Source organism: Nostoc sp. (assembly GCF_036917635.1).
In the GTDB taxonomy this organism is placed as follows: Bacteria; Cyanobacteriota; Cyanobacteriia; order Cyanobacteriales; family Nostocaceae; genus Nostoc.
Genome location: NZ_JBALCW010000029.1, coordinates 1 through 22,112 on the forward strand (window position 1 = coordinate 1; position 22,112 = coordinate 22,112).

At 40.6% G+C, this 22,112-nt stretch carries 14 protein-coding genes; 6 read left to right on the forward strand and 8 right to left on the reverse strand.

Translation table 11 applies throughout. The features are described 5' to 3' along the window. Positions 1-1,291 precede the first annotated feature (1,291 nt). Positions 1,292-1,462, forward strand: coding sequence for a hypothetical protein (locus V7K32_RS08510; RefSeq protein WP_334992117.1), 171 nt, complete (start codon positions 1,292-1,294; stop codon positions 1,460-1,462). A 102-nt stretch (positions 1,463-1,564) separates the two neighbouring features. Here the strand turns inward: V7K32_RS08510 and V7K32_RS08515 are convergent, their stop codons facing one another. The 5 genes from V7K32_RS08515 to V7K32_RS08535 form a co-directional block, all read right to left on the reverse strand. Then, positions 1,565-2,320: a peptidylprolyl isomerase gene (locus V7K32_RS08515; protein WP_334992119.1), complete on the reverse strand. Its 756-nt coding sequence runs from the start codon at positions 2,318-2,320 to the stop codon at positions 1,565-1,567. 123 nt (positions 2,321-2,443) lie between these two features. Next, positions 2,444-3,967, reverse strand: coding sequence for an HlyD family efflux transporter periplasmic adaptor subunit (locus V7K32_RS08520; protein ID WP_334992121.1), 1,524 nt, complete (start codon positions 3,965-3,967; stop codon positions 2,444-2,446). Between the two features lie 222 nt (positions 3,968-4,189). Next, positions 4,190-6,919 (reverse strand): peptidase domain-containing ABC transporter, encoded by a 2,730-nt coding sequence (locus V7K32_RS08525; RefSeq protein ID WP_334992123.1) that lies wholly within the window; start codon positions 6,917-6,919, stop codon positions 4,190-4,192. Then, positions 6,813-7,538 carry a helix-turn-helix domain-containing protein gene (locus V7K32_RS08530; RefSeq protein ID WP_334992125.1) on the reverse strand — a complete coding sequence of 242 codons (726 nt, stop codon included), beginning with the start codon at positions 7,536-7,538 and terminating at the stop codon, positions 6,813-6,815. Before V7K32_RS08530 ends, V7K32_RS08525 begins: the two co-directional genes overlap by 107 nt. A 635-nt stretch (positions 7,539-8,173) precedes the next feature. Beyond that, complete coding sequence (locus tag V7K32_RS08535; protein WP_334992127.1) at positions 8,174-9,691, reverse strand: dolichyl-phosphate-mannose--protein mannosyltransferase; 1,518 nt, start codon at positions 9,689-9,691, stop codon at positions 8,174-8,176. Positions 9,692-10,067: 376 nt separating this feature from the next. Between V7K32_RS08535 and V7K32_RS08540 the strand changes: the two genes are divergently transcribed. Continuing rightward, positions 10,068-11,759, forward strand: coding sequence for a peroxidase family protein (locus V7K32_RS08540; RefSeq protein ID WP_334992129.1), 1,692 nt, complete (start codon positions 10,068-10,070; stop codon positions 11,757-11,759). Between the two features lie 410 nt (positions 11,760-12,169). Here the strand turns inward: V7K32_RS08540 and ppsA are convergent, their stop codons facing one another. Continuing rightward, positions 12,170-14,668: a phosphoenolpyruvate synthase gene (gene ppsA, locus V7K32_RS08545; RefSeq protein ID WP_334992131.1), complete on the reverse strand. Its 2,499-nt coding sequence runs from the start codon at positions 14,666-14,668 to the stop codon at positions 12,170-12,172. 179 nt (positions 14,669-14,847) lie between these two features. Between ppsA and V7K32_RS08550 the strand changes: the two genes are divergently transcribed. The 3 genes from V7K32_RS08550 (at position 14,848) to crcB (V7K32_RS08560) (ending at position 16,622) form a co-directional block, all read left to right on the forward strand. Next, positions 14,848-15,252, forward strand: a complete 405-nt coding sequence (locus tag V7K32_RS08550; RefSeq protein WP_334992133.1) for a hypothetical protein — start codon at positions 14,848-14,850, stop codon at positions 15,250-15,252. A gap of 481 nt (positions 15,253-15,733) precedes the next feature. Beyond that, positions 15,734-16,123, forward strand: a complete 390-nt coding sequence (gene crcB, locus V7K32_RS08555) for a fluoride efflux transporter CrcB (RefSeq protein ID WP_334992135.1) — start codon at positions 15,734-15,736, stop codon at positions 16,121-16,123. Between the two features lie 94 nt (positions 16,124-16,217). Continuing rightward, positions 16,218-16,622, forward strand: a complete 405-nt coding sequence (crcB, locus tag V7K32_RS08560) for a fluoride efflux transporter CrcB (RefSeq protein WP_334992137.1) — start codon at positions 16,218-16,220, stop codon at positions 16,620-16,622. 113 nt (positions 16,623-16,735) lie between these two features. Here crcB (V7K32_RS08560) and V7K32_RS08565 read toward each other — a convergent pair whose 3' ends face one another. Both V7K32_RS08565 and V7K32_RS08570 read right to left on the reverse strand, forming a co-directional pair. Then, on the reverse strand, positions 16,736-17,482 hold the full coding sequence (locus tag V7K32_RS08565) for a hypothetical protein (RefSeq protein WP_334992139.1): 747 nt from the start codon (positions 17,480-17,482) through the stop codon (positions 16,736-16,738). Between the two features lie 583 nt (positions 17,483-18,065). Continuing rightward, a complete protein-coding gene (locus tag V7K32_RS08570) occupies positions 18,066-19,994 on the reverse strand; it encodes an alpha-amylase family glycosyl hydrolase (RefSeq protein WP_334992141.1) in 1,929 nt (642 codons plus the stop codon). Positions 19,995-20,603: 609 nt separating this feature from the next. Between V7K32_RS08570 and V7K32_RS08575 the strand changes: the two genes are divergently transcribed. Continuing rightward, complete coding sequence (locus tag V7K32_RS08575; RefSeq protein WP_334992143.1) at positions 20,604-21,656, forward strand: hypothetical protein; 1,053 nt, start codon at positions 20,604-20,606, stop codon at positions 21,654-21,656. Positions 21,657-22,112: the final 456 nt, after the last annotated feature.

The window sequence follows — 22,112 nt, forward strand, 5'->3', positions numbered from 1 at the left end:
CTGTGAGGCTGCTAGAGTATGGCATTACTACTTTATACAACTTTTGCGCTCACTTTACTTCAACACAGTAAAAGATGTCAAATGGGTTCTATAGTGGGTTTGGGAATTGCCTATGCTATTTATGAACTCACTACTTGACTCAAAGCAGATTTAAAGGAAGAGTCTTGCACCTTATAGCGACTATCTTTGCGTTCGCCTACGCCGGACACCCCGCGCCATCGCGCAGTTTGCGGCACGTCTTACCTGAGTGAGACAGATTGTAGCGAATAGCATGGGGTCTGCTCCTACCGCCAGAATGAAATAACCCTAAATTTTTTTCGTTCAGTCCAAGAAGATTCTTGGGCTGATTTTTTATTGGTTCTTCTAATTTATATCAATGTAAGCAAAAAAGAAGGAGAAAGGACATAAACATTTTATATATTTCATCAAATATCAGGTAGTTTATCCAAATAAATATCATATTTTTGTTTTCCGAGCAATAGCGCATTAAATTTGATTAATAACCAACATATAACTGCATTAATTTTGGCATACATATTCCTTAAACAAAGATTTAAATAATTAATTAAATAAGATAATATAGTAATAGAAAAAAGCAATTAAAAGTCTAATTACAACTGAAAACACTTTACTTAGGAGTACATTCAAAATGGCTAACATTGAAATTTCTGACTTGTGTCCGGTTGACGCAGGCCTTGAAGTGGTAAGTCTGACTGACAAGGAGTTATCAGTGGTCATTGGTGGAGATATGATAAGTTTTTTGAGTGGCAACCATGACTCTGTGAGTAGGACTCCTGGCTCCGGTATGTGGTGGGTGAGGGATGGTGGTTTAGTTTTTTAAGCATTCGTTCTTAAAAAGTTTTTGCAACATAACCCTATTTCGTACGTATCCTGATTACACCTCAGATTGTAGCGAATAGCATGGGGTCTGCTCCTACCGCCAGAATGAAATAACCCTAAATTTTTTTCGTTCAGTCCAAGAGGATTCTTGGGCTGATTTTTTATTGGTTCTTCTAATTTATATCAATGTAAGCAAAAAAGAAGGAAAAAGGACATAAATATTTTATATATTTCATCAAATATCAGGTGGTTTGTCCAAATAAATATTATATTTTTATTTTCCGAGCAATAGCGCATTAAATTTGATTAATAACCAACATATAACGGCATTAATTTTGGCATACATATTCCTTAAACAAAGATTTAAATAATTAAATAACAGAATATAGTAATAATAAGAATTAAAAGTCTAATTCCAACTGTAAACACTTTATTTAGAAGTACATTCAAAATGGCTAGTATTACAATCTGTGACCTGAATTCTTCCGAAAACTTTCTTTGTGATCTAACAGAGGATGAGCTAGGCTATGTGTTAGGTGGTGGTTGGTTGAGTAACGTTCTTGACTTTATTGAGGCTCACCCTGTTTTAGTAAGTATTGCTGTAGCAATAATTTTGGCATAGTTTTAGACTTGCAGTCTAAGACAGTAAACAATGCCCTCTAATTATCAGAGGGCATTATCTGTTAATGATTTTGAATGCTTGACTTTTGAGTTTAATTAAAATTTAAGTTATCCAATTGCTAAAGTTAAGTTTATTAGTAATTTCAACTGGCTCTATTTGCTGCTTTATCCAGGCTGTAAACAAATCCTCAAGAATTTGATAGCGCAGCATAGGCTCCAATTGTGGTTTAATAATTTCCTCAACCAAAATTAGGTGTACTCCTTTAGAGGCTACGATGGGTTTAAGAACCTGGGGAGGCGTGGCAGCAAAAACATTTGTTGAAATCTCCGGTTTCAACTCCTTGCGTTTGACTATTCCTCGATATCCTCCTTTGCGGCTTAATTCCTTATCTTGTATGTATTTGTGAGCAACATCAGAAAAACTCATTTCACCTTCCTTAATGGCATAGAAGAGTTCTATCGCCAAGTCTTCATCATCCAGAATAACCTCATACATAACCACACCAGCATAATCTAGTTGATTTTCAAAGAAATAGGGTTCAACTTTATCTGCAAACAGATGAACAGCTAACTTTCCAGAAATGACGGTGTTGTAGACAATTTCTTCATAATCATCTATACAAAGACTATGTTTTTCCAACCACGCCCAGGTATCATCAGCACTATTAAGTTTGTTGATTAACCGGAGTTGGTCTGCTGCTTTCTGAAGTTCCTCAGTCTCTACTTTTATACCTGCCTCGGTTGCGGCATTTGTAATGATCTTGCGGGTAACAATTCCCTCGATGAACTCAGGAACTTTGCAGGATAGCTTGACTTGAGCAAGAATGTCTTCGTTAGTAATGGTAATAGCTTGAGACATGATTTTTCTCCTAAGTAAATAGACGAGATTAAAAGTTAAATCCCTAGATGCTAGGTTTCAGAAGGCAGAGCCTCCAAAAATTGCGTTTCCAGGCTGAATCTAGGAAGGAGGAAAACAGACACTTTACAATTTCACCCCACCCTGCTGCAACTGCTTAAACGGGTCAAGTAGAAAATCAATAATCCGACGCTGGCGCACAATTACCTCAGCTGTCGCTGTATCCCCAGGATGCAAGGCAATACACTTATTAGCTGAGGGAATACAATTTTGTTTTAGGGCAATTTCCAAGTCATAAGCTGCTACCTTTCCATTAGGTGTATCCACTTCTATAGTAGTAGGAGAAATCTCTAACAATTCTCCTTCCAGCACGCCATAATCCTGAAATGGATAAGCATCAAACTTTAACTTTACTGGTAATCCTCTTCGCAAAGATCCACTCTCAGTTGTCGCCATTTGCGCCCGAATTATTAAAGGCGAACCTTGGGGTGCAATCTCCGCAATCATTGCTCCAGGCTGCACTACAGAGCCAGCCCGTTGTATCGGTAACTGAAACACTCTACCATTCACCGTGGCTCTTAACTCTCGTTGTCCTAACTGAAACTTTAACGAGACAATCTGACTCTTGCTTTGAGCAATTTCTGCCTGAAGTGTAGTAATTTCTGTCTCCAGATTCTTCTGTTGTTCGTCGATTTTTAGCAAAGACAGCTTGCTGGAACGAGTTAAGGTCTGATAACTCCTTTCTTGTTCTTTCAGTCGCAACTGTGCCTGCTCAATATCTGCATTTGCTTGCCGAATAGTCCGCTCATAACTACTCTGTTGTTCTAACAAACGTAGTTTCGCCTGCTGAATATCTGACTGATTTTGTTCGTATAATTGTTGCTTGTCTTTAGCTATATCTTGCTTCTGGACAACATTAATTTCTGGAACAACCCCTGACTGCCAAAGACTGTTATAGCGTTCAACTTCTCGCTCGGTACTCGCTAAACTACTGTTTACTAACTTATTTGCTGTTTGATTATGCTCAAGAGTTTGCCGCGCCTGATTGACTTGAGCCAACTTTTCATCTTTCTGTAAATCATAAGAATTTTTAAGAGCATTCATATTTTGTCGCGCTTGGTCAATTTGAGCCTGCTTTTCTAACTGTTGAGATTGGTTCTGTTGCTGCTGCGTTGTCAAAGATACAACTAACTGACTTTTAGATGAATTTAATTGAGAAAGTCGATTTAATTGTCCTTCTAACTTCTCCTGTGCCTGCCGCAAGTCCGCCTTAACTAATTCCGATTCCAACACCAATAAAGTTTGCCCAGCTTTAACTGAATCACCTTCCTTTACCCGAATCTCGGCAACAGTACCCGCCACAGCAGCATCCAGCCTAACTGTCTTTCCCTTTGGCTCAAGTCGCCCTCTTGCCGTACCCGTTTCATCTACCTTAGATAGCATTGCCCAAGGTAAAATGATCGACACAAACACCACTAAAAAATACAGCAATCCCCTTGTCCAAACCTGGGGCAAGCTATCAAGTAAATCCTTGGTCGCGTATGCCCAATCATCAGTTGAGCTAGCTGGTGTTTGCTCCCTGAAAATTTCCTCGTGCTGTTCTACCTCATAAATTTGGGTTTGAACCCTTCCATTTAATGTGTTTGGCATGATTTTTCCTGATATCAATTTTGGATTTTGAGAGTGGGGAGTGGGGTGACAAGGGGACAAGAAAATTAGACCTCTTGCATAAATATTTGAAAAGAGGAACGAACCGCAGAGGCGCGGAGGACACAAAGGAAGAAAGAGAGAAAGAAAATTTGGTGCAGCCGCTGTTCATAATTTGATTCATGCAAAAGGTCTATTGTCTCCAGTCATCCTTGTCCTCTTTTTTTACCCTGCAACGTCCAACTGCTGATGATTGAGATAAAAATAATGTCCCCGCTTGTCCATCAACTCTTTATGAGTCCCACTCTCAATCAACACGCCACGATCTAGCACTAAAATCAAATCTGCATTCCGTACAGTTGAAAGGCGATGGGCAATTACTAAGGTGGTTCTGCCTTTGAGAATTGTGTTTAAATTCGTCTGAATAATCCTTTCTGACTCTGCATCTAGATGGGAAGTCGCTTCATCTAAAACCAACAGTTTGGGATTACCTAACAACGCTTTTGCGATCGCAATTCTTTGTCGCTGTCCTCCAGACAACATCCCCCCTCCTTCACCAATCTGGGTTTCATAACCCATAGGTAATTTTTTAATAAACTCATCAGCACCCGCCAATCGCGCCGCCTCAATAATAAGAGCCAAAGTAGCCCCAGGATGTGCCAAGCTAATATTTTCCCGAATTGTTCCGCCAAACAAAAAGGTGTCTTGGTCAACTACCCCAACTTGTTCGCGTAGAGAACGCAACGAAAGACTGGTAATATCGTGACCATCAATCAACACTTTGCCATCTGTAGGCGGATATAACCCCAAAACCAGCTTAGAAATTGTGGTTTTACCCGAACCACTCCGTCCCACCAGGGCAACCATTTGCCCACTATGTATTTCAAAACTGAGATTTTCTAAAATATTGATATCGCCTTCAGGGTGATAGCGAAATGTCACGTTGTCAAAACGAATGTTACCTTGAATCGGTGGTAAAGATTGCCGCGCCTGATGCTGCAAATCCTCTTCTGGTTCTGCATCCAATACATCATTAATGCGTTCTACCGCAATCACAACTTCTTGCAATTGATTCCACAAAACTGTTAATCGTTGGAAGGGTCTAATAATATTTCCTAGCAACATATTAAATGCCACTAATTGCCCAATTGTTAACTCGTTGTGAATAACCTGGTACGCCCCAAACCACAGCAACATAGTAGTTACCACTGCTTCAATTGTGTTGCTGAATATTTGCAGGCGATTGCTGATAACTTGCCCAGAAAAGTTAGTTTTTATTTCTTTACTTAATAACTCTTCCCAATGCCAACGCACTGTTTGTTCTACTGCTGTAGATTTAACTGTTCTTACACCAGAAAGGGCTTCAATCAGATAGCTGCTTTCATTAGTAACAGCGTTAAATATTTCTCTAGAAATCTTTTGTAAAAAAGGTGTAGCAATCAATGCCAGCAGGAAAAAAGGCGGTACAATCACCAATACTAGCAACGCCATTTTCCAACTGTACCAAAACATCAATCCTAAATAGATAAAGACAGTGACTAAATCTAGCAGGATAGACAACGCTTCACCGGAGAGGAAGCGTTGAATTTTACGGTTTTCCTGTACACGAGAGATAATATCGCCCACATAACGGGACTCAAAGTAACTCAAAGGTAGCCGCAGAGTATGACGAATAAATCCGACAATTAGTGCTAAATCGAGCTTATTCGCTGTGTGGTCTAACAGATATTGCCGCAACCCCGTCATCGCCACACGGAATAAACTAAAAATTAGTAACCCTAACCCCACCGCCGTTAAGGTTAGTTCAGAACGTTGCACCACTACGCGGTCTAAAATTAACTGGGTGAATAGGGGTGTAACAAGTCCAAAAATTTGGATAAATAAGGAAGCGATAAACACTTCTAGCATTACTAAAGAGTGAGGCTTCATTAATTCAAAGAATTGCCAAAAAGGAGTAGAAGTCTCTTTGGTATCCTTTAGCATGGCTGTGGGTTGCAGCAGCAGTGTATAGCCAGTCCAGTTGGCTTTAAATTCGGCGTGGCTGAGGCTGCATTGCCCGATCGCGGGGTCAGCTACAATGACGTGTTTGGGGGTAATTTCGTAGACAACGATGTAATGTTTGCCTTCCCAATGGGCGATCGCAGGTAATTTTTGCTTCGCTAATTGGTCAAGACTCGCTTTCACAGGTCGCGTGGAAAACCCAATACTTTCCGCCGCCGCCGATAATCCCCGCAGTGATGAGCCATTGCGGTCAACATTGGCGATATCCCGCAGGCGATTTACACTAAAGTTTTTCCCCCAATAGCGAGACACCATCACTAAACAAGCTGCACCGCAATCCGATCCACTCTGTTGGGCAAAAAACGGATAGCGCCGAATCACACGCTGTAATAAATGCCCTACTCGCTGCGTGGAGTTGGGAAAATAGGCTTTGCTTATTTTTGGCTCGCGTGGCTTGACTGCCGGAGTTGACAAAATCTTCGTTTCATGCAGCCGTTTTAAGTCAGATGGCATTACTGGGGGGTTATCCGAGTCCACCTGTTGGGGATTACGAGATCGAGCCTTAGCCCACAAATGCTCCCGAATTTGGGGATATTTAGCCATCAATGGCCATAACAGTTCACCCGGAACAAAGCATAATTGTAAGTTGACTGAAGCCCTTGCAGCGTAAGGTCTAAAGCCAACCTCCTTCAACAAGGTAAATTCCCCAAATGAGTCTCCCGCCTCCAAAGTGGCGATTAACTCATCGGCGTTATCTAGCAACCTGACCTTACCAGCGATCGCAATATAGATTCCTGGTTGAGCATCAGTTCCTTGCCAGAATTTGCCGACTTTCGGGTTGATAAATTTAACTTGTTGAAGACAATGTTGAAATTCCTCTGTCGAAAGAGAATAACCCAGAGTATTGTTGAATTGTTCCAGAGAAACCAACTGAGCAGATATATCTTGCGCCATAAATGTCTGAATCCTTTCCTAATGTTGCGAAGTTCAGAGACATAAATTCGGAATCATCTGGAATAGCTGCCGATTTCAGGTCACTAATCAAGATTTTGGAACTTTTAGCCTGCTCATGGCTGTTTGCTTCAGAATTGCTGGGTTTTGGTAGTGTCGATAATCCCATCTGTTTGAGCAGTCGCTTGATATGGCGATCGCTCACCTCAATCCCAAATTCTTTCGCTAGATGTTTCCCTAGCCAGTTTGTTGTCCACCGTCGAAAAGCATAGCCATGATCGCGGGGACTACTTTTAATCAGTTCTTTTAAACGTTCTAAATACTCCTCATTTACTGCTTTCGGGCGACCAATGGGGCAATCTTGCCATTGGTGCGCCATCCCTGTCCGGGCTATGTGCATCCAATGTCTTGCTGTTGCTGGACAACACCCCAAAATTTGACAAATTGACCTTTGGGTTTTTCCCTCATCTGCCAACAACATGATTTCAATCCGTTGTCGGTACGATTCAGGTAAACTTCTTTCTAAACTTATTAGTAGTAATTTACGCTGAAATGGTGTTAAGTACTTACCGTTAGTTACTTTTATATATCTTGTTTCAATTTTCGCATTGCAGTCGGACATATACATATTATTAACTAGGTTTGTGGACACACGAATATCTTATGAACGATTCATTATTTGCCAATTATCTCTAAGGTTAAGTAGAAACATTGCAAAAAATAATTTTTTTTGCAACTGTAATACTTATCACCATTTAGTTTGAGTTTTATGCAAAAAATAATTTAGTTAAGTGATATTTCTGACATTTTTTTTGAATATTGCTTTTCTAGATATAGATTAGGCTACAAATCCAATTTGTAAATTCCGAAAATAGTCGCTAAATTTTAGTAACGTTTTTGTAAAGATAAATTTCTGGTGAGCAGAGAAAAAAGAAGTCAAAAAAGAGGAAAAGGGGCAGGGGAGAGAACCCCATACATAAATTTAGGGCTGCTGAAAAGTTGGACGCATTATTATTTCTGACTTTGCCCGTTAAGTCCCTCTAGCAAGCTGCCAACCCTCACAGAGGTCATGCAATTTTAACCAGCCCTGCCATAGTTCCTGGATACCAATGACTCTATTACGTCGATGTTTTAAGTAACCCCCTAAACGAGCTAGCGATGCCTACGGCGGGCTTCGCCTACGCAACCAAGCGCGACAGCTTAACTTTAAGAATAAGTTAGGAGTTTCAAGTTATTATTCATCCAATGCCCCTTTAATCAAATCCAAGAGTTGAACCACATTCGCAGCTTATAATCGTGGGGTGAGAGGGGTAAACCCAAATAAATGGGCATCCAGAAAATAAAAGCAGCCAGAATGATAAAAGTAATGGTGACACCTAGCGCCCGGAGTTGTTGATAATAACTGCGAAGACACTGATCGACAAACCAGGCGATCGCTAAAAATACAAACACCACTGCACACATGTAGTGGTAGATAAAAACGCACCTTGTCACTTCCACCCAAGGTAATAAGTTAGCAGCATAATTTATAACTAAATACAAGGCAATCCAAGTATCAGCACTAAGAGTTTTAGGTACAGAAAAACGCTTTTCTTTTACCCAAAGAATTACGGCTTGTGACACCAGCACCCCTAGTAAAAATAATATGGCAGCCACACCAAACCACCACAAAAAGGGATTGCCCATTGCATGGACATCATAAATAACTTTTCCAGCACTGGCAGGTAAAGGCGGACCCATCACAGGTAAGGGTTCGGTGATACTTTTAGCTGTTTCATAATAATATGCCATTGGTCGAGTCATCAACGGCCATTTGTACCAGGCAGCACAATAAGGATGCACGTTAGGACTATTGCCACCTAAATGTAAATGAAACTTTAAAATTTGCTGATGTACTGCAATAAATCCATAAGTTTTATCTAGTTGAAGGTGAGGAATCCAGATAATGCTGTAAATCAAAGCTGGGATAATTCCTAGATAAAACAGCATCTGAAAAATATTTAGCTGAGTTAGGCTTTGTAGTGGTGTCTGAGATGAGGGGGATGAGGGGGAATAAGTACTAGCTTCTAAGTCCTGACTTATAGTTTGTGGCTCCTTCAATGAGAAGGATGTAAAAAAGAGTTTGGGGTTAGGAAAATAATGTATTAAATGGATTACCCAAGCTGCTATCCAAATGAGATAGGCACCTGAGAGGAACCATAAACCGTTCCACTTAGTACCGACTGAAGCACCAAAAGCAATGCCAGCAAAAACTAACCAAAAAGAACGTCGCCGATTTTGGTTATCTAATGCTAATAATAAAAACCAATGTCCTAACAAACCAAAAATGACGATATAAATATTACTTAAAGCATAGCGAGACTCAACTAAAAAGATGCCATCACAAGCTGTGAACAAACCTGCAAGCAGAGCAAAGCTACGACGATAACTCAATTGATAAGCGATCGCACCTACAACTAAAGGAATAAATGAGCCAGTGAGGGCATTTAACCATCGATAAGTCCAAGGCGATCGCAATGAACCTGTCAGCCCATTCACGGTATCGTGCCAAAAAGGAATGTGACTGCCAATCCAAATGCCGATGCCGATCATATATTGACTTAGCGGCGGATGAGCATTAAAAAATGGCGTATGCGTGAGATAATTATTACCAAATTTTGCAAAGTAAACTTCATCAAATACCAGAGTGTTAAATCGCTCCAGCCCCCAAAACCTCAAGGCAAGTGAGAAAATAAATACACTCACCATCCCAATTCGGAACCACTTTTTTGTCATTTGTCATTTGTCATTTGTCATTTGTCATTGGGCATTGGGCATCGGGCATCGGGCATCGGGACAATAAGTCGCCATTAAAAATACTATAGCGGTTCTCGTTTACGTGAGGTACACCCGTAGGGGCACGGCACTGCCGTGCTAGACGTAGTGATGTAATGTTGTGTTGTACCGCATCTGAATTGGAACCGCTATAAGATACTTTTCCGATTTACTGCTCATTTCACCCCACTAGTCAAAATTAATCAGAAAAAATCAAATCTGGACTGGTTTTCGTAGTGATTTTGTATGATTTTATGTCGGACATTTTTTTGACCACCGGTGAACCGTTACAATTATCTTTACTTTTACTCAATCTTCATTAAGGAGCATCATTATTATGAGTGGATTTGGTCACGGTTCCGTTGGCACACGAGAACAAGCATTTACGACTCTGCTGGACTTAAGAAAAGAAGGCTATCCCCCACATAAACTTGTGAAACTTGCCGAAAATATTAAGGGAGCAGTTGATACGGTCAAAGACGGCCCCGATCCCGAAGAAAACCTTTGGGTACCAGCAGGTTATACCTACTTTGGTCAATTCATCGATCACGATCTGACCTTCGACAATACATCATCATTAAACCCAGCAGATACTGGAGAAGAAGATCGTTTACCTACCAACTTGCGTACCCCACGCTTTGATTTGGACTCTTTATACGGCGATGGTCCTGATGCTCAACCTTTCTTATACGCCTCGGACGGTGCCAGTTTGTTGTTCAAAGATAGCAATCAGAGCCAATCTCAAACAAGTTATGAGCAAGCAATTCAAGACTTACTGCGTAGCCCCAACGGCCGCGCTATTATTGGCGACAAGCGCAATGACGAAAACTCTATCATCAGCCAAATTCAATTGGCATTTGTCCAATATCACAATGCAGTGGTTAAAAAAGTTAGCGAAAAGGATAAAGAATTAACTGGGACTGCCCTATTTAATCAAGCACGCAATGAGGTACGCTGGACTTATCAAAAGCTGGTGATTGAAGACTTTTTACCGCGCATTGTCAAAGCTGAAGTGCTTGCTGACCTTCAGGAAGCCACAACACCTGAAGAACGGGAAAACCTCTACGCCCTTTATACTCATCATAAACGTAAAAATTTACCCCGCGAATTTGTGGTTGCGGCTTACCGCTTTGGACACTCAGGAGTGAGGACAGGTTATCGGCTCAACAAAGAGACTAGCTTGACTATTTTCCCATCCAGCAATACCAATCCAAAAGATTCAAAACCAGATGACGACAGTTTACTGGGGTTTGACCCGCTCCCAAAAGCCCATGTGATTGATGACTGGGGTCGTTTTTTTCCAAATACGCAACCTGGAGTTTTCCCCAGCGAAAATCGGGACAAAGCCGCAGATAAGACAGTAAAGACTGAAGTCCGGCTACAATTTGCTTACAAAATTGATACTACGTTGGTAGATCCACTTGGTGTTTTGCCACCCAACGTACTACCGACGAGCGCGACGGTTGGCGGACTGGTTAAGGAAGTTGAAGATACAATCAGCCCTTGCAAGTTACCAGACAAAGTGGCTCATCCCCCGCGCCCCTCGTTAGCCCTGCTCAACTTACTTCGTGGTAACACATATAAAGTGCAAGGTGGACAAGCGATCGCACATGCACTTCAAAGAAATGATTTACCAGTTGAAATACTTGAACAAAAGTACCTTTGTACGCGAAATCAGGTTAAAGATGGAGTTTTCAAATTTAACCCAATTGATTCAAGTCTTCAAAGAGACACTCCTCTGTGGTTTTATATCTTGGCCGAAGCCCAAGCCTCGGTTGTAGATGCAATCAAATTAGATCCAGATGGGACGTTTAGTGACGAACAACTACTCAAAGAAGATGGAGCAAAAACTCAGCTAGGCTGGGTGGGCGGTCGGATTGTAGCCGAGGTGTTTTATGGTCTGTTGGATTCGGATCGTGAGTCCTACTTCAATGCAGCACCTGAATACTGGGAACCGATACTAGGAGGTAATGGAGAAGTCATCTTCGCTAACCTTCTCAAGTTCGCAGGACTAACCGTCGGGAAATGAGCAAGTGGGCTTTTACCGCTCATTAAAACCGATGTAAGGAACTTCCAAATAAAAAAATGTTCCAAAACTGACGCAAAAACTCTCTCTATTTCTTCTCTCTGCGTTCTCTGTGTCTAATAAGGTTCGTTTATTGGAATAATTTCTTTCTTGTCAGTCCCAAAATTTAGAGACACCCAACTCACAGGTCAGAAAATTTTTCTCCTACCAGTTCCAATACGGTTTAGTTAAGAAAGTTAACAGTGTTACTTACAGCTATTTTCAGGTAACTAGACCACGCGGTAGGGGTTTAGCAATGTGCTTTACCCCTACGACATCTGTGGTTCAAATACATGAAAACTGCTGTAAAATAAAAATACTCCAGAAATTAAGAATTACGTAGCTTGCTTCTCGCTGGAGACCAATATTACGAATTACGAATTAGCACTCTCGACTTTTGCCACTTCCAGCATTGTCTTTAAAACCGAATCTGGATTTAGACTAATTGAATCAATTCCTTGTTCAACCAAAAACTGAGCAAATTCTGGATAGTCGCTGGGTGCTTGTCCACAAATGCCGATTTTGCGATCGCATTTTTTCGCCGCTTCTATGGCCATTTTTACCATTCGTTTTACAGCTGGACTGCGTTCATCAAACAACCTCGCTACTAACGCTGAATCCCTATCTATCCCCAATGTCAGCTGAGTTAAATCATTAGAACCAATCGAGAAGCCATCAAATACCTCAGCAAAGTCCTCAGCCAGAATAACATTACTGGGCAACTCACACATCACATAAACCTGCAAGTCGTTAACACCTTGCTTTAAACCATTTTTTGCCATCTCTCCTAAAACTAAACGCCCTTCATCAGGAGTCCGACAAAACGGAATCATCGGAATAACATTTGTCAAACCCATTTCTTCCCGTACCCGCTTGATGGCATGACATTCTAGGGCAAAAGCTTCTCTGTAGCCTTCATCATAATAACGCGCCGCCCCCCGCCAACCCAGCATGGGGTTTTCTTCATGGGGTTCAAACTGGCGCCCACCTAACAAATTGGCATATTCATTACTTTTGAAATCTGACATTCGCACAATCACTGGTTTGGGATAAAATGCCGCCGCAATTCTACCTATGCCTTGGGCTAATTTATCTACAAAATACTGGGTTTTATCGGCGTAAAGTCCAGTAATTTCAGCAATTTTAGCTTTGGCAAATTCATCTTTTAATAAGTCATAGTGAATCAATGCCATTGGATGAATTTGAATTTGGTTAGCAATGATAAATTCTGTCCGTGCTAAACCGACTCCATCGTTGGGAATTGCCGATAAACTCAATGCTTCTTGGGGATTACCCACATTCATTAAAATTTGAGTCCGGGTCCGGGGTAAGTTCTCTAAAGGAACTTCTTCGACTTCAAAAGGTAATAAGCCTGGATAAACTTTTCCCTCTTCCCCTTCAGCACAAGAAATTGTTACCTCTTGACCAGGTTTTAAAATTTCTGTAGCATTGCCGCATCCCACGATCGCAGGTACACCCAATTCTCGCGCAATAATTGCTGCATGACATGTCCTACCCCCAGAATTAGTGACAATTGCACTGGCGCGTTTCATAATTGGTTCCCAATCGGGGTCAGTTCTCTCTGTCACCAAAACTTCCCCAACTTGAAACTGTTCGAGTTTCTGAACATCTAAAATTAGGCGTGCTTTCCCTTGACTAATAGCTTCCCCAATCGCACTTCCCGTAACAAGAGGAATTGGAGATTGGGCTGAAGGGAGTGAAGAGTGGGAATTTTCACCATTCCCTATTCCCCATTCCCTATTCCCTAATAGCAACCGATAACTCCGCAACACATTTCCCCTCTTCTGCGACTGCACGGTTTCAGGACGCGCTTGCACAATAAAAAGTTGATTTGTAATTCCATCTTTTGCCCACTCGATATCCATTGGAGTAAAAATACCGTGGATTTGGGAATAATGGTCTTCAATTAAACACGCCCAAGTTGCTAGTTGTAAAATCTCTTCATCACTCAGGGCAAATTTCCCTCTTTCGCTGGGCGAAACAGATACATTTTTCGTAAATTTGGAGCCGTCATCATAAATCATTTTCAGTTCTTTACTGCCCAATTTTTTATCAATAATTGGGCGGAAACCAGCTTTTAAAGTTGGTTTAAAAACATAGTATTCATCAGGATTGACAGACCCCTGAACAACATTTTCACCTAAACCGTAGGCGGCTGTAATCAGTGCAGCATCCTTAAATCCGGTTTCTGTATCAATGGAGAACATCACCCCAGAGGTTGCTAAGTCAGAGCGCACCATTTTTTGTACACCCACAGCTAGAGCAATGCTAAAGTGGTCAAATCCCTTGGTGTGACGATAAGAAATAGCGCGATCGGTAAATATGGAAGCAAAGCATTTATGACAAGCTGCTAAAACTCCCTCAACACCGACAACGTTGAGGTAAGTTTCCTGTTGTCCAGCAAAACTAGCATCTGGAAGGTCTTCGGCGGTGGCGCTAGAACGGACTGCAACATCTGTCTCTGCGTTGTATCGTTCACAAAGATTTTGGTATGCTGTAGCGATCGCCTCTCGCAATTCTACAGGAAATGGGGTATGGATTAATAGCGATCGCGCTTTTTTTCCCCGTTCTCGTAAATTTTTGACATCCTCAACATCCAAGTCAGCAAAGAGTTTGCGTAGCTTTGCTTCTAAAAGAGCTGATTCAATAAAATAACGATAAGCGTAAGCTGTAGTGGCGAATCCTGTGGGAACGTTAATACCTTTGGGCGTTAGCTGTTGAATCATTTCGCCCAGTGAGGCATTTTTACCACCAACTACCGGGATATCAGCAATACCAACTTCATCAAACCACAAAATGAGCGATCGCTCTTGGGAAAATTGAGATAATGTGCTTTTAGATACTGTAACCATAATTCCCTTTTAAGTTTATACTCAGTTTGTCAGTGCGTAACCGCTAGTATATTTTTCCTATATTCAATTTTATATTTTGCACTGGCTTGATTTTCTATTGTGTAATTAAATACCATATAGTCTATAAATAACAATTATTCGAGATAATGGCTGTATTGTAATATTAGATGCAATGCACAATGGCGCAACTAGAACGACTGTTAAAAATGGCAGAAGATGAGCTAACTGAGTACAGCACTGATGCCCGCAAAATTGAAAAACTACGGCGCAAAATAGGTTTGTCAGTATCCGCAGCCGAACAGCGACAAGTCAAAGAGGCATTACTCGCTACTAAGCAATCTTCTAATATGATTACTCAAATTGTGGAAGAACAAAGACAAGCAGCAGCCTTACCATTTTGGGGAATTGCTGGATTAGGTTTGTTATTCGGAATTTCTTTAAATCAACCTGTATGTTTGTTAGCAGCTATAGTAGGAACTGTATTAGCTTTTAGAATTCAGAAATGGGGTTGGCAATTGCAGGCAAGTCGTCTATTGTTACAAACATTGGAAGATATTGAAGCACGTATTGCCAAACCGAAATAGCGATCGCTTCTAAATAAGTCGGCACAATGAAACTAAACTAGGTAAAATATTGATGCACTAGGCTAAAACTCTCTTCCATTGTGCTTTCTGCCTCCTGTATCCCAACTACAAATATTTCCGCCAACCTCCTAAATTTTTGGGTTTTATGTATTGGTTTGACTGGCAATTGTTACATATATTTATTGCCAAATTCATATTTTGTATTGTATAATCTACTCCAACGATTTTTTAACTGAGACTTTCCAAAAATTATATGCAAGACAATTCCAAAAGCGATCGCAGAGAGTTATAAACCACGTCTATCTTGAAACCAGGAGTTCAAATGTTTTCAAAAGGATTTGCCCTCATCCCCCAACCTATCCCCCATATATAGTCCAAGAGGAGCCAGAATTTCAAACTCCCTCTCCCAAATAAATCTGGGAGAGGGATTTAGGGAGAGGGTGAAAACTACGGTTCTCAACTAAGATTTGGTTTAAAATTAGTGGCAGACTTAACTAATATTCTCTCAATTGCGATAGGTGCAGTTCCTGGAGCGTTATCTCGGTTTTACATCACAGAATGGACAAAAGCTAAATTAGGGACAAAATTTCCCTATGGAACATTTATGATTAATTTGACTGGATGTTTAGCAATGGGTTTCTTTTTCACAATTTCTAAAGGAATTACAGGCTATCCTAATGAATTGGATTTACTGATTAGAACTGGATTTTTAGGTTCTTACACCACATTTTCAACCTATGGCTTTGATACTCTAATCCTATGGCGTAGCAAACAAAAGACTGCGACAGTCTTTTATTGGGCTGGGAGTGCAATTCTCGGTTTGGGAGCGGTGATTTTAGGAGTAGCGATCACCAAGCTTTTCGTGAAGTAATATCAAATCGGGTAGCATTTGAATGATTAAAAAACCGCTCCAGACGCAGAGGGCGCAGAGGTAAAAAATCATACATATTTTTAGGTAAACAACAATGAATCTTTTGAGAGGACGTTATCCCCTAGCTATTGCGATCGGGGCAATTTTTGGAGCGTTGAGTCGTTTTTATCTAACCGAATTTGCAAAAGCTATTTTTGGAAAAGATTTTGGCTTTTATGGGACATTCTTTATTAACGTGACTGGCTGTTTAGTGATTGCTTATATTTTCACTCTAGTAGTCGAGAATATTCGCATCATTTCGCCTGAACTTCGCTTGATGACGACAACAGGTTTCTGCGGTGCATACACTACTTTTTCAACTTATTGCTTGGAATCAAAAAATTTCTTAGATAAAGGCGATATTATAATGCTGTTAATTTATTTTGTTGGCAGTGCGATCGCCGGAATGATTGGTATCCAAATCGGTGTTTTATTGGCAACAAGCAATCAACGAGGTTAAATTAAAACTCAGAAAGCAGATGTAGCACGAAACACTGTCCATTGGTGTCAACTTAACCTAAAAATTATGTCCCGCAAGGAACTTTAGTTCGTATCTGAAGATAATTATTATCCTTATTGCCTCCTCAGAGCAATTGTGTAACTAGGTAGATGTGAGGCATCTGTTTGAGTTTTCACAAGTCGCCAGTCATTATCTATATATAAATGCTCAAACACTTGAGAAGTTGCTAAGGATGTTTTTTGAAATCCATTAGCATGATTTATCTCTATATTTTCTAAGTTGAGAGCTTTAGGTAAAACCCCTGTTGAGCTATTTAGGTTAACTTTAGTGTTAACTACATGAGTAAACCAGTTGTAGACTGATTCTAAAGTTAGAGGAATTTCTCTATTTGTAAAAGCCTGAAATCTATCAATGTTTTGAAGATACCATTTACCATTTTGAACGCCATATTTTTGGATTATCATGAAATCATAAGCTGGTAATCTTGATTTAAAATCCGGTGATACAGACGGCTCTTTTCCCATTATATAGCGAGCTACACTAGCACAGTAACCATCATGCTGGAAAATTTGGAAAGACTGCTCTTGTATTCTTTGCGGTAAACTTTCATGAAACGATATGGTAGACCAGATTGGTGTCCAAACACCAACTAAAAGCCGTAATTGCTCCGTAACACTAAAAACAGGATTTTGTTGGCTCAACTTGATAAAATAGGGAAGCAATTCTGTTTTATAAAATTTTATTTCGTCATTTAAAGCTTCTGGATTTCGACCTTGAACTCGTGCCAAAATTTCCTTTTTAAATTTTGCTTTTTTGGGAGCACTTAATTGATTTTTTAATAAGAGGTCGAACATTACCATTTACCTTTTTCTCATTTTTTTAGATGACTTGGTTGGTAAGTTTTAAAAACTTGTGAATTTAGCGATCATCAAGGTATCATCTATTCTTTTATCCTGTAAAAGATAGAGGCTTTTGCCCCTTTTTTTAACAGTTATTGCGTGATTATCTGCTTGATATTACTTATTTTTACTCACAAAATGGTGTGATCCAGATCACTATAAACTAAAATATATTGAAAAAGCATTTATAAATGAGAGTCTCAAATATTTCGCTGTCCCACTTTGGAATTTTGTAAGGACTATATTTATAAATAATAAAAAGTGAAGAATTAAAATTTTAATCCTTCACTCTTCACACTTTAAGTAAGTGGGTCAAATTAAATATAAAACCTTACCCTCTATCCGGCTTCCCTCTTTGTGAGTTCGGAGAGGGATTGAGGGTGAGGTTTTTTCTTATATTTAATTACGTCTACCTACTAGACATCTCCAGAAATTAAATATGCGTAACCTGAAACCCTTGTAGATACGCGAAATTGCACTTCGTGCCGCTACGAAGAAAGCGTCTCTACATTCATTGTCGGAGATGTCTACTTATTCGATATTTCTACGATTCTCTTCCCGATGCCCAAGTATCACGCCATTTTACAGTGCCTTCTTTGGCAATCACCCAGCGACGGTTAACGAGATTTTCGCGCAGAGGCGATCGCCCTTCCCGCCACATGGCATATTTATAAGCAATCAGCTTACCAGTACTCTCATCAAAGGGAATCTCAGCAGACCAGGTATTCGAGTTGATGTACTCTAAAGGATAGGCTTTGCTGATATCCCAGTTACCCAACTCTGGGCAATCTCCTGTCACCACAATGATTTCACCGGGTTGGGTATCCACGCCATTGAGTTGGACGCGGACAATTGTCTGTGCTTTAATTCGTTCGCCAACGTGGCTAAAAACAAGCACTCCCCGTTCTTGTAGTACCAGATTATAAATCTTGCCGTCTTTCACCTCATACTTATTGCGAGTCACCACGCAAGTATGTTCTCCATCGGGCAATTCTGTTTCTACTTCTGGTAGAGTAACTTCTCCTCCCCGGTTTAAAGCTACAAAACACACAGAGTCACGATAGCGGCGTACATAACAGTATATATCTGCTGTTAAGTATTTTTGCCAGTGGCTACCCATTGACACGGCTGGATTCAGTCGCCGTAAGCCAGACAGCAGCCTGATGCAACGATAAACCTCACTCTCACTATCCCAATTTTCCATCATTGGGCGGTTATACGGATCGTTACCGCCATTGGTGTCGTCATGCAGATATTGTTCTGTGCCGTAATAGATGCAGGGAATACCGCGACAGGTCATAATTAAGGCGATCGCAACCTTCAACATCTTCTCGTCGGGGTTCAGCGATTGAAAGCGGCACATATCATGATTATCGATGAAGGTAACTAGCTCTGCTGCCCCGTTATAGCGATAATCTTGGTCAAAAATGTATTGAATTGTCTGGAATCCCATTTCTGAACCTTGTCCCAGTGCGGCTCGAATTGCCACGCACAACCCAAAGTCTAGAAGTGTCATACCTGAGTGGTTAACAAATTCCACCGAGCGATCGTCGGTAGGATTACTGTAAATCCATTCACCAAAAATGAATACATCTGGTTTATGATTGCTCATATCGCCAGTGAATTCTTGCCAAAACCAGATCGGCATGTGCTTGACAGTATCCACCCTGAGTGCATCTACACCCCGGTCTAGCCATTGTTTAATGGCTGATTTGATATACTGACGATATTCGGTATTGTTTTCATTGAAGGTTGCTAGACCAGATAATTCACAGTTCTGTACTTGCCAATCGTCTTCCCAGTTTTGCACTTCGCCGTAGTGGTGATACCAATTATTGACATCATCATTGAAGTCAGCAATTTTCACTCCATCGTCATACAATTCACCTTTACTACCGCTAGTGTCAGGGCTGCTATGGTTGCAGACAATATCTAGCACCAGCTTCATATTCCGCTTGTGCAGTTCTGTAACTAACCGATCAAAGGTCGTATTTTTTTCTTCTTGGGTAGCGTTTAAAGAAGGATTTTCTCCATCAGCAATGTAGCGAGGATTGAGCCGCTTAAAGTCTTTTGTCCAATAGCCATGTAGGGCTGCATTGCCAACAAATAAGTCTTCAACCTGCTCAAACAGTGGAGTTAACCAAAGGGCTGTCACCCCCATGTTTTTGAGATAATCTAATTTATCGATGATACCTTGCAAGTCGCCACCCCAGTACTTACCCCAATCTTGTCTGTTTGGATCGTACAGTTCTGAGTTTGCACCTTCGCTGTTATCTGGATCGCCATCATGAAAGCGATCGACCACAAGAAAGTAAATGGTTTCCTGACGAAATTCAATATCTCTGGTATAAAGAAACTCTAAGTCAATCTCAGCTTCTGATGGTGGTGTTTCTATAATAGCTTGTACTTTTTCATGTGCAGAATCAACCTTATATTGATCTGGTGAAAACTGAGATGGAGGAGTTTGTACCATAAAAGAACTCAAAATTTAATGTAATTCATACTTGTAGACCAACACTACAACGTTTCGAGTATTGTGTGTAGCTACAAACTTTTGTATTCTCACATCCGGCCTACGGTGTAGGTATCTATCGCTAGCTAGTTTATAATTCTATCGATAGATATAATTCATCTGCTAGAGGATAAAAAAAAACAAATATAGCACTTATTAACGGTAGTTGCTTTATAACAAAAATTTACAATAATATTTAATTAATTGAGTTGCGGTAAATATTGAGCCTAAATAGTGTTTAAGTGTAAGTAAGTGGGCGCAAATAATCATCACTGGCTCGTAGTTGCGCTAAAGCGCAAGAGGGCGCAACTACGAGCCAAATACAGAGATTTTACTTTTCGTTACATAGTTTGGTTTTATCTTGCCTACCTACTTATATTCGACAACAGATTTTAGAAAACCTAAACTCCTTGGAGATTAGCTGCCAACAATATTTTTTTACACTTGACCGATACTGAGTAAACCACCTATTAGCCAACTTTTTCTCTAGAAAATTCGCTCTATTGGTAAACTGACCATTGTCACTTTCAATCTGTTATTACTATCAAAGAATTAATTTAGGTAGCATTTATGACCAAATATGACAAGGTTTTTAACTCACCAAAGACATCAGAGGAATCGCTAAGTCCAGAGGAAGCGGTGGCGGCGATCGCAACTGTGACTGCGATCGCTGATTCATTGATTGAAGATGTCGATGCAGAAAGTTTAGCGGGTATCCTCTGGGAATTCGAGGTTTTCGAGGAATATTCAGAAGATGAAATCACAGAAATTGTTGATAGGCTGATCTCCATTGCCCAAGAAGAGGGAATTGGGCCATTGTTTAATGTCGCCAAGGTATCTCTCTCAGATGAATTAGTACTGGATGGTTTTGCTGCTGGGGTGATAGTGCTTTTAGACGATGAACTCGCCATCCCAAAATCGAAACAACCCTACCTCAAAAAGCTACAAGCAGCTTTAGAACTTGAAGATGAAGAAGCAGAGGAAATCATCAAGGAGGTAATTGCAGCCTTTAAAGAAGCAGAAGAAGAATATACAGACGATGAAGATGAAGATGAGACAGTAGTCATCGAAGATTTTAGTGAACAGACATATCAATCTCCTTTAAGTAATTTTACTGTGCCGATTCCGGTTGATCCGCAGCAGGGCGGTAGAATTCAAAGTCAGGAAGGAGTCGTTGGCTTTTCCGATGACATCGGTACTCTGCTGAGAATCGATTATTATCCTTTTCCCCTGGAACAGTTAGAGGAACTGGAGTCTGTTGGACAAGAAGAATATTTGCAGACAATTTTAGTAGATAAGTATGTACCCCAAGCGATTTTTGTCAATGTACCAGATGCTTCTGTGGAGTATACCGAATATCTGGCAGACACTTTGCGAGGCGCTTACTATGTATTAATCGATATGCCCAAAGGTTCCACAATTTCTAAGCAAGAAAATAATGGAACTGCGATCAGATTAGACGCTTACCGGGGGCTGCTTACCTTTATCAATGGTGAATTTTTGTATATAGTTAGTAGTCAGCACAGCTTTATTAACGGCGAAACTCCCGATTCTCTAGAAGAAGAAGCTGAAGATATCAAGGAGAGTATTTTAGAGTTTGTTGAGACTATAGAGTTTACTTAGCGCATAAAGGGTTGGAAAATGTTGGCTTGACTCACCCGCCTGGAACTAAAGTTCAAGCCTACAAGCTTTAGTCTGCTTAAGTAGACTAAGGAATGTGAATTAAATAACATCCAAATATGGTTTTTAACCTCACCCCGCCTTTGACAAAAGTCAAAGTCTCCCCTCTTTGTGAGTTCGGAGAGGGGTTGGGGGTGAGGTTTTGTACTTTATTAAATCCGCACTCCTAAAGATTTTTGGTATATTTAAACCGCGTCTATCTTGAAACCTGTAGTTCTTCGGGGATGAAAAGGATTTGCCCTCATCCCCCAACCCCGAATCCCAATTTTCGGATTCGGGGAGCCAGAATTTCAAAGTCCCTCTCCCATATCTGGGAGAGGGATTTAGGGTGAGGGCAAAAACTACGGTTCTCAACATAGATGAGGTTTAGTCATCAGCAGCTATACTTTTGCGATTAGT